7 protein-coding genes and 1 pseudogene are annotated in these 8,373 nt (G+C 70.2%); all 8 read left to right on the forward strand.

The genetic code is table 11. From position 1 onward, the window contains the following. Positions 1–95 precede the first annotated feature (95 nt). Positions 96–545: pseudogene (locus tag AC2VNT_RS05370) on the forward strand (AMP-binding enzyme); the annotation flags it as partial. A gap of 71 nt (positions 546–616) precedes the next feature. Continuing rightward, positions 617–1,360 (forward strand): CoA transferase subunit A, encoded by a 744-nt coding sequence (locus AC2VNT_RS05375; protein ID WP_486945876.1) that lies wholly within the window; start codon positions 617–619, stop codon positions 1,358–1,360. Further along, a complete protein-coding gene (locus AC2VNT_RS05380) occupies positions 1,357–1,998 on the forward strand; it encodes a 3-oxoacid CoA-transferase subunit B (protein WP_486945870.1) in 642 nt (213 codons plus the stop codon). Before AC2VNT_RS05375 ends, AC2VNT_RS05380 begins: the two co-directional genes overlap by 4 nt. Next, a complete protein-coding gene (locus AC2VNT_RS05385) occupies positions 1,995–3,578 on the forward strand; it encodes a carboxyl transferase domain-containing protein (RefSeq protein WP_486945871.1) in 1,584 nt (527 codons plus the stop codon). Before AC2VNT_RS05380 ends, AC2VNT_RS05385 begins: the two co-directional genes overlap by 4 nt. A gap of 4 nt (positions 3,579–3,582) precedes the next feature. Further along, the gene (locus AC2VNT_RS05390; protein WP_486945872.1) at positions 3,583–5,619 is read left to right on the forward strand and encodes an acetyl/propionyl/methylcrotonyl-CoA carboxylase subunit alpha; all 2,037 of its coding nucleotides are present in this window, start codon (positions 3,583–3,585) and stop codon (positions 5,617–5,619) included. Next, positions 5,616–6,776 (forward strand): acyl-CoA dehydrogenase family protein, encoded by a 1,161-nt coding sequence (locus tag AC2VNT_RS05395; protein WP_486945873.1) that lies wholly within the window; start codon positions 5,616–5,618, stop codon positions 6,774–6,776. The genes AC2VNT_RS05390 and AC2VNT_RS05395 overlap by 4 nt, the downstream gene beginning before the upstream one ends. After that, a complete protein-coding gene (locus AC2VNT_RS05400; RefSeq protein ID WP_486945874.1) occupies positions 6,776–7,261 on the forward strand; it encodes a MaoC family dehydratase in 486 nt (161 codons plus the stop codon). The genes AC2VNT_RS05395 and AC2VNT_RS05400 overlap by 1 nt, the downstream gene beginning before the upstream one ends. After that, positions 7,261–8,079, forward strand: coding sequence for an HpcH/HpaI aldolase/citrate lyase family protein (locus tag AC2VNT_RS05405; protein WP_486945875.1), 819 nt, complete (start codon positions 7,261–7,263; stop codon positions 8,077–8,079). The genes AC2VNT_RS05400 and AC2VNT_RS05405 overlap by 1 nt, the downstream gene beginning before the upstream one ends. The last annotated feature ends 294 nt before the right edge of the window (positions 8,080–8,373 follow it).

Here is an 8,373-nt window from a genome sequence, read left to right on the forward strand (position 1 = left end):
CCGTCACGAATTCCACGGCGACTGGAACTACACGCTCACCGCCGACCACACCGCGACACGCCCACCAGAACCCGATTAATTACTGCGCGAGCCCTTACTGGAACGATCCGGCCACGACCGCCGCGTCGATCGACGCGGACGGCTGGATGCACAGCGGCGACCTGGCGATCATGGGCGCCGACGGCGACCTGCGGATCACCGGCCGGATCAAGGACATGGTCATCCGCGGCGGCGAGAACATCTACCCCCGGGAGATCGAGGAATTCCTCTACCGGCACCCCGACATCGTCGACGTCCAGGTGATCGGGGTCCCCGACGAGACCTACGGCGAGGAGTTGATGGCGGTGGTGACCGTGCGGGACGGGGCGCCGGCGCCGACCATCGAGGGCCTGCGGGAGTTCTGCACCGGCCACCTGGCCCACTTCAAGATTCCGCGGTATCTGCGGGTCGTCGACGAGTTCCCGATGACCGTCACCGGCAAGATCCGCAAGGACGAGATACGCCGGGAGGCCGCCGCGTACCTGCGGCCGCCGCCGGACGGCTGACGCACCGGCAAAACGGTGGTATCCTCGACCCCGGTTAATCGACATTAACTGAAAGCGGAGGTGTGGTGGCGATCGACAAGGTCGTGGCGTCGCCCGCCGACGCCGTCGCCGACATCACCGACGGGTCGTCGCTGGCGGTCGGCGGTTTCGGCCTGTGCGGCATCCCCGAAGCCTTGATCGCCGCGGTGCTGGAAGCCGGCGCCACCGATCTGGAGACCGTCTCCAACAACTGCGGCGTGGACGGCGTCGGCCTGGGTGTGCTGTTGGAGCACAAGCGAATCCGGCGCACCGTCAGTTCGTACGTGGGGGAGAACCAGGAGTTCGCCCGGCAGTATCTGGCCGGCGAGCTTGAGGTGGAGCTCACCCCGCAGGGCACGCTGGCCGAACGGCTGCGGGCCGGCGGAGTCGGCATCCCCGCCTTCTACACCCCCACCGGGGTGGGCACCCAGGTCGCCGACGGCGGGCTGCCGTGGCGCTACGACGCGGCCGGTGCCGTCGCGGTCGCCTCGCCGGCCAAGGAGACCCGGGACTTCGACGGCCGCAGCTACGTTCTAGAGCACGCGATCCGCACCGACTTCGCGCTGGTGCACGCCTGGAAAGGCGATCGGCACGGCAACCTGGTCTACCGGGAGGCCGCGGCCAACTTCAACCCGGACTGCGCGGCGGCCGGCCGCATCACCATCGCCGAAGTCGAGCACCTCGTCGAACCCGGCGAGATCGACCCGGCGCAGGTGCACACCCCGGGCATCCACGTTCAGCGGGTGGTGCACGTGCCCGACCCGGTGAAGCGAATCGAGCGGGAGACGGTGCGATGAGCTGGAGCCGAGACGAACTGGCCGCACGAGTCGCGGCCGAGCTGCACGGCGGGCAGTACGTCAACCTGGGTATCGGCCTGCCGACGCTGATCCCCAACCACATCCCGGACGGCGTCGCCGTCGTGTTGCACTCGGAGAACGGGATTCTCGGCGTCGGGCCGTACCCGCGGCGGGGGGATCTGGACGCCGACCTGATCAACGCCGGCAAGGAAACGGTGACGGTCCTGCCCGGGGCGTCGTTCTTCTCCTCCTCGGCATCGTTCGGGATGATCCGCGGCGGCCATCTCGACGTCGCCGTGCTGGGCGCCATGCAGGTGTCGGCCGCCGGTGACCTGGCCAACTGGACGATCCCGGGCAAGATGATCAAGGGCATGGGCGGCGCGATGGACCTGGTTCACGGGGCCCGGCGGGTGATCGTGATGATGGAGCACACCGCGCGCGATGGCAGCGCCAAGATCGTCGAGCACTGCACCCTGCCGCTGACCGGTGCGCGCTGCGTGGACCGGATCATTACCGACCTCGCCGTCATCGACGTCGGCGACGACGGGCTGCGGCTGGTCGAGACCGCGCCCGGTGTCTCGGCGGACGAGGTGGTCGCAAAGACCGAACCGGCGCTGGCGCTTCCGGTGACGTCATGACGGCGGTGGCGGCTGCGGCGTCCTTCGCCGACCAGCACCGGGCGCTGGTCGCCGAGTTGAACGCCAGGCTGGCGGCGGCCGCGCGCGGCGGCGGCGAGCGGTCCCGGCAACGGCACGTCGCCCGGGGGAAGCTGCTGCCGCGCGATCGGGTGGACCGGCTGCTCGACCCGGGCAGCCCGTTTCTGGAGCTGGCGCCGCTGGCCGCCGGCGGGATGTACGACGACGAGTGCCCGGCGGCCGGCATCATCGCCGGAATCGGTCGGGTCGCCGGACGGGAATGCGTGATCGTCGCCAACGACGCGACGGTGAAGGGCGGCACCTACTACCCGATCACGGTGAAGAAGCATCTGCGCGCCCAGGAGGTCGCGCTGCAGAACCGGCTGCCCTGCATCTACCTGGTGGACTCCGGCGGGGCGTTCCTGCCGCGCCAGGACGAGGTGTTCCCCGACCGGGAGCATTTCGGCCGGATCTTCTACAACCAGGCGACGATGAGTGCGCTGGGCATCCCGCAGATCGCCGCGGTGCTCGGCTCGTGCACCGCCGGCGGCGCCTACGTGCCGGCGATGAGCGACGAGGCGGTCATCGTCCGCGAGCAGGGCACGATCTTCCTGGGCGGCCCGCCGCTGGTCAAGGCCGCCACCGGCGAGGTGGTCACCGCCGAGGAACTGGGCGGCGGCGACCTGCACTCGAAGGTCTCCGGGGTCACCGACCACCTGGCCGACGACGACGAGCATGCGCTGCGGATCGTGCGCCGGATCGCGGACACCTTCGGCCCGCGCGCCGAAACGCCGTGGCGGACAGTCCCGCCGGCCGACGCCGCATACGACCAGGTCGAGCTCTACGACGTCGTCCCGCCCGACCCGCGGGTGCCCTACGACGTGCACCAGGTGATCGTCCGGCTGGTGGACCGCGGCGAGTTCAGTGAATTCAAAGCCGAATACGGCAAGACCCTGGTGACCGGCTTCGCGCACCTGCACGGGCATCCGGTGGGCATCGTCGCCAACAACGGGGTGCTGTTCGGCGAGTCCGCGCTCAAGGGGGCACACTTCATCGAGTTGTGCGACAAACGCCGCATCCCGCTGGTGTTCCTGCAGAACATCGCCGGATTCATGGTCGGGCGTGACTACGAGGCCGGCGGCATCGCCAAACACGGGGCGAAGATGGTCACCGCGGTGGCGTGCGCCCGGGTGCCCAAGCTGACCGTGGTGATCGGCGGATCGTACGGCGCCGGTAACTATTCGATGTGCGGCCGGGCGTACTCGCCCCGATTCCTGTGGATGTGGCCGAACGCGCGGATCTCGGTGATGGGCGGCGAACAGGCCGCCTCGGTGCTGGCGACGGTGCACGCCGCCCGGCTGGAAGCCGCCAGCACGCCGTGGTCGGCGGAGCAGGAGGAGACTTTCAAGGCGCCGATCCGCGACCAGTACGAACAGCAGGGCAGCCCGTACTACTCGACCGCGCGGCTCTGGGACGACGGCGTCATCGACCCGGCCGACACCAGAACGGTGCTGGGGCTGGCGCTTTCGATCTGCGCCAATGCCCCGCTGGATCCGGTCTGCTACGGCGTCTTCCGGATGTGACGCGATGAGTGAGCCGAACCCGATCCCGTTCCACACCGTGCTGGTGGCCAACCGCGGCGAGATCGCGGTGCGGGTGATCCGCACCCTGCGCCGGCTCAGTATCCGATCAGTCGCGGTGTACAGCGACGCCGATGCCGGTGCGCGGCATGTGCGCGAAGCCGACCTCGCCGTGCGGCTGGGGCCCCCGCCCGCGGGGGAGAGCTATCTGTCGATCGACCGGGTGCTGCAGGCGGCGGCCGAAACCGATGCCCGGGCAATCCATCCCGGCTACGGATTCCTATCCGAGAACGCCGGGTTCGCCGCCGCGTGCCAGCGGGCCGGGATCGTCTTCGTCGGACCGCCGGCCCCGGCGATCGAGGTGATGGGCGACAAGATCGCCGCCAAGAACGCGGTCGCCGCGTTCGACGTACCGGTGGTACCCGGTGTCGCCCGCCCCGGCCTGACCGACGACGAATTGGTGGCGGCCGCGGCGGAGATCGGCTACCCGGTGCTGATCAAGCCGTCGGCCGGCGGCGGCGGCAAAGGCATGCACCTGGTGGACCAACCGGCGGGGCTGCGCGATGCGCTGGCGACCGCACGACGCGAGGCGGCGTCGGCGTTCGGCGACGACACCCTGTTCCTGGAGCGATTCATGCTGCGCCCCCGGCACATCGAGGTGCAGGTGCTGGCCGACACCCAGGACAACGTGGTGCACCTCGGTGAGCGGGAATGCAGCCTGCAGCGCCGGCACCAGAAGGTCGTCGAAGAGGCGCCGTCGCCGCTGCTGGATCCGGCCACCCGGTCCCGGATCGGCGCCGCCGCCTGCGACACCGCCCGCAGCGTCGACTACACCGGCGCCGGCACCGTCGAGTTCATCGTCTCCGCCGATCGGCCGGACGAGTTCTTCTTCATGGAGATGAACACCCGGCTGCAGGTGGAACACCCGGTCACCGAGGCGATCACCGGGCTGGATCTGGTCGAGTGGCAGCTGCGGGTGGCCGGCGGCGAGAAGCTGTCGTTCACCCAGGACGACATCGAGCTGACCGGGCACGCCGTCGAAGCCCGGGTCTACGCCGAGGATCCGGCCCGCGGTTTCCTGCCGACCGGCGGCACCGTGCTGGCGGTGCACGAGCCACGCGGGACGGGGGTGCGGGTGGACTCGTCGCTGCGGGCCGGCACCGTGGTCGGCAGCGACTACGACCCGATGCTGAGCAAGGTGATCGGCTACGGCGCCGACCGGGCGGAGGCGCTGCAGCGGCTGGACCGTGCCCTCGCGGAGACCTCGGTGCTCGGCGTGCAGACCAACATCGAGTTCCTGCGTTTCCTGCTCGCCGACGACCGGGTGGTCGCCGGCGAGCTGGACACCGAGCTGCTGGACGCCAAGCTCGGCGACTTCACCCCGCTGCCCGCTCCCGACGACGTGCGCGCCGCCGGCGGGCTGTACCGGCAGTGGGCGTTGGCGCGCCGCGCCGAGCGGGCCCGGGACGGTCTGTGGGCGGCGCCGAGCGGATGGCGGGTCGGGGAGGCGGCGCCGGTGCGCACCGATATGCGCACCCCGCTGCGGTCGGAGACGGTGTCGGTGTGGGGGCTGCCGGATTCGGCGCGGGTACAGGTCGGCGATGGCGAGATATGGTCCGCCACCGCGACGGTGCGGCGCGGGCAGCTGGTGGTCACCCTGGACGGCGTGCGCCGTCTCTTCTCGGTCGCCGAGAAGGATCGGCGGCTGTGGATCGCCGACGAGCGCGGCAGCTGGCAGCTGCACGAGGCCGAGGAAGTTCGGGCGCGCCGATCCGGCGGCCCGCGTAGCGCGGAGATCGTCAGCCCGATGCCGGGCAGCGTAATCGCGGTCAGCGCCACCCCGGGCACGCAGGTCGCCGAGGGGGCACCGGTGCTGGTGGTCGAGGCGATGAAGATGGAGCACACGCTGACCGCCCCGGTTGCCGGCGAGGTGGAGTTGCTGGTGGCGGTCGGCGACCAGGTGAAGGTGGATCAGGTGCTGGCCCGGCTCACCCCCGAGCAGGCCGACCCGGCAGCGGTTTCAAGTGAGGAAGACAAGGCATGAACACGACCACGGCGGGCACCCTGCCGAAAGAATACGAAGACCTGCGGGCCACGGTGGCCGACTTCGCCCGCAACGTGGTCGCCCCGGTATCGGCCAAACACGATGAGGAACACAGCTTTCCGTACGAGGTTATCGCCAAGATGGGGGAGATGGGGCTGTTCGGCCTGCCGCTGCCCGAAGAGTACGGCGGGATGGGCGGTGATTTCTTCGCGCTGGCGCTGGCGCTGGAAGAACTCGGCAAAGTCGACCAATCGGTGGCGATGACGCTGGAGGCCGGGGTCGGCCTGGGCGCGATGCCGATCTACCGGTTCGGCACCGAGGAGCAGAAACGGACCTGGCTGCCGGAGTTGGCGACCGGGCGTGCGCTGGCCGGCTTCGGGCTGACCGAGCCGGGGGCCGGCTCGGATGCCGGCGGCACCCGCACCACGGCCCGCCTCGAGGACGGCGAATGGGTGATCAACGGCGCCAAGCAGTTCATCACCAACTCCGGAACCGACATCACCTCGCTGGTCACCGTCACCGCCGTCACCGGGACCCGGGCCGACGGCAAGAAGGAGATCTCCACCATCGTCGTGCCTAGCGGCACACCGGGATTCACCGTGGAGCCGCCGTACAACAAGGTCGGCTGGAACGCATCCGACACCCACCCGCTGACCTTCGCCGATGCCCGGGTTCCGGAGGCCAACCTGCTCGGTGAGCGCGGCCGGGGCTACGCGAACTTCCTGTCCATCCTGGACGAGGGCCGGATCGCGATCGCCGCGGTGGCCACCGGGGTGGCGCAGGGCTGTGTCGACGAGAGCGTCCGGTACGCCAAGGAGCGCGAGTCGTTCGGCCAGCCGATCGGCTCGTATCAGGCGATCAGCTTCAAGATCGCCCGGATGGAGGCACGCGCACACGTCGCGCGCACCGCCTACTACGACGCCGCGGCCAGGATGCTGGCCCGTAAGCCGTTCAAGAAGGAGGCGTCGATCGCCAAGATGATCTCCTCGGAGGCGGCGATGGACAACGCTCGCGATGCCACCCAGATCCACGGCGGCTACGGGTTCATGAACGAATATCCGGTGGCGCGCCACTATCGGGACGCCAAGATCCTGGAGATCGGCGAGGGCACCACCGAAGTGCAGTTGATGCTGATCGCTCGATCGCTGGGGTTGTGATGGGCAAAACCGTTGAGCAGCGCGGCCTGTGGTTCGAAGAGTACGAGATCGGGACCACCTACCTGCACCGACCCGGACGCACCGTCACCGAGGCGGACAACGTCTTGTTCACCACGTTGACGATGAACATCCAACCGCTGCACCTGGATGCGGTCTGGGCGGCCCAGCAGCCGGGCTTTCACGGTCAGCGGCTGGTGAACTCGATGTTCACCCTCTCCACCATGGTCGGGCTCTCGGTGGCCCAACTCACCCAGGGCACCATCGTCGCCAACCTCGGCTTCACCGAGGTGTCGTTCCCGCATCCCGTGTACCACGGCGACACGCTGTACGCCGAGAGCATCTGCACCGGCTTGCGCGAGTCCAGGAGCCGGCCGGGGGAGGGCATCGTGACGCTCGAGCACCTGGCCCGAAACCAGCACGGCGACATCGTCGCCCGGGCGGTGCGCGCCACCCTGGTCCGCAAACGGCCGGCCGAAAGCCGCTGATGGACCCGACCCAGGCCGGTCCGGCGTGGCTGTTCTGCCCGGCCGACCGGCCGGAGCGGTTCGCCAAGGCGGCCGCCGTCGCCGACGTGGTGATCCTCGACCTGGAGGACGGGGTATCCGCCGCGGACCGGCCCGCGGCGCGTGACGCGCTGCGGGACAACCCGCTGGACCCGGCGCGCACCGTGGTGCGGCTCAACCCGGCCGGCACCGAAGAACACGCCCATGACCTGGCGGCGCTGGCGAACACCGATTACGCGACGGTGATGCTGGCCAAGACCGAATCGGCCGGCCAGGTCGACGCGCTGGCACCGCGGCGGGTGGTTGCCCTGGCCGAGACGCCGCGCGGGGTGGTGTTCGCCGCCGAGATCGCCGCGGCCGAGCCGACCGTGGCGCTGATGTGGGGGGCAGAGGATCTGGTGGCCGGGATCGGCGGTGGTTCCAGCCGCCGCGCCGACGGCCGCTACCGGGATGTCGCGCGGCACGCCCGTTCGGCGGTGCTGCTGGCGGCGGCGGCGTTCGGTCGGGCCGCACTCGACGCGGTGCACCTGGACATCGGCGACCTCACCGGGCTGAGAGACGAGGCGGCCGACGCCGCGGCGATCGGCTTCGACGCGACCGTGTGCATCCATCCCAGCCAGGTCCCGGTGGTGCGCGACGCCTACCGCCCGAGCGCCGAGCGGATCGACTGGGCGGGCCGGGTGCTGGCGGCGGCGCGATCGGAGCGCGGCGTGTTCGCGTTCGAGGGGCAGATGGTCGATTCGCCGGTGCTGCGGCACGCCGAGGCGATCCTGCGGCGGGCTCGGCCAGGCGGGCCCTGACGCCCGAGGTCCATGTCCACCATCCGGTGCTGCAGCACCGGGAACCGCGCGATGGGCTGACCGAACTGCTGCGCTGCTCGGTGTATTCGACCGGGTCCGCGGGCGTCCGGCGCAGGCAGTTTACCGCTTCGGCGGCGATCGCTGCCGTGGCTTCCGCCATGCCTTAGGCGTAGTCCTTGCGCAACACCTGCTTGACCACTTTGCCGCTGGCGTTGCGGGGCAGTTCGTCGACGAGCACGAGCGCCTTCGGGTGTTTGTAGCGGGCGAGCCGCTCGTTGAGGAAGGGTTCCAGAT

The sequence above is a fragment of the Mycobacterium sp. TH-M15 genome (assembly GCF_057473705.1).

Bases quoted from the DNA above. Each gene is read 5' to 3' on its own strand.
- AC2VNT_RS05390 (WP_486945872.1), top strand. From the start codon at position 3,583: ATGAGTGAGCCGAACCCGATCCCGTTCCACACCGTGCTGGTGGCCAAC.
- AC2VNT_RS05385 (WP_486945871.1), top strand. From the start codon at position 1,995: ATGACGGCGGTGGCGGCTGCGGCGTCCTTCGCCGACCAGCACCGGGCG.
- AC2VNT_RS05400 (WP_486945874.1), top strand. From the start codon at position 6,776: ATGGGCAAAACCGTTGAGCAGCGCGGCCTGTGGTTCGAAGAGTACGAG.
- AC2VNT_RS05380 (WP_486945870.1), top strand. From the start codon at position 1,357: ATGAGCTGGAGCCGAGACGAACTGGCCGCACGAGTCGCGGCCGAGCTG.
- AC2VNT_RS05405 (WP_486945875.1), top strand. From the start codon at position 7,261: ATGGACCCGACCCAGGCCGGTCCGGCGTGGCTGTTCTGCCCGGCCGAC.
- AC2VNT_RS05395 (WP_486945873.1), top strand. From the start codon at position 5,616: ATGAACACGACCACGGCGGGCACCCTGCCGAAAGAATACGAAGACCTG.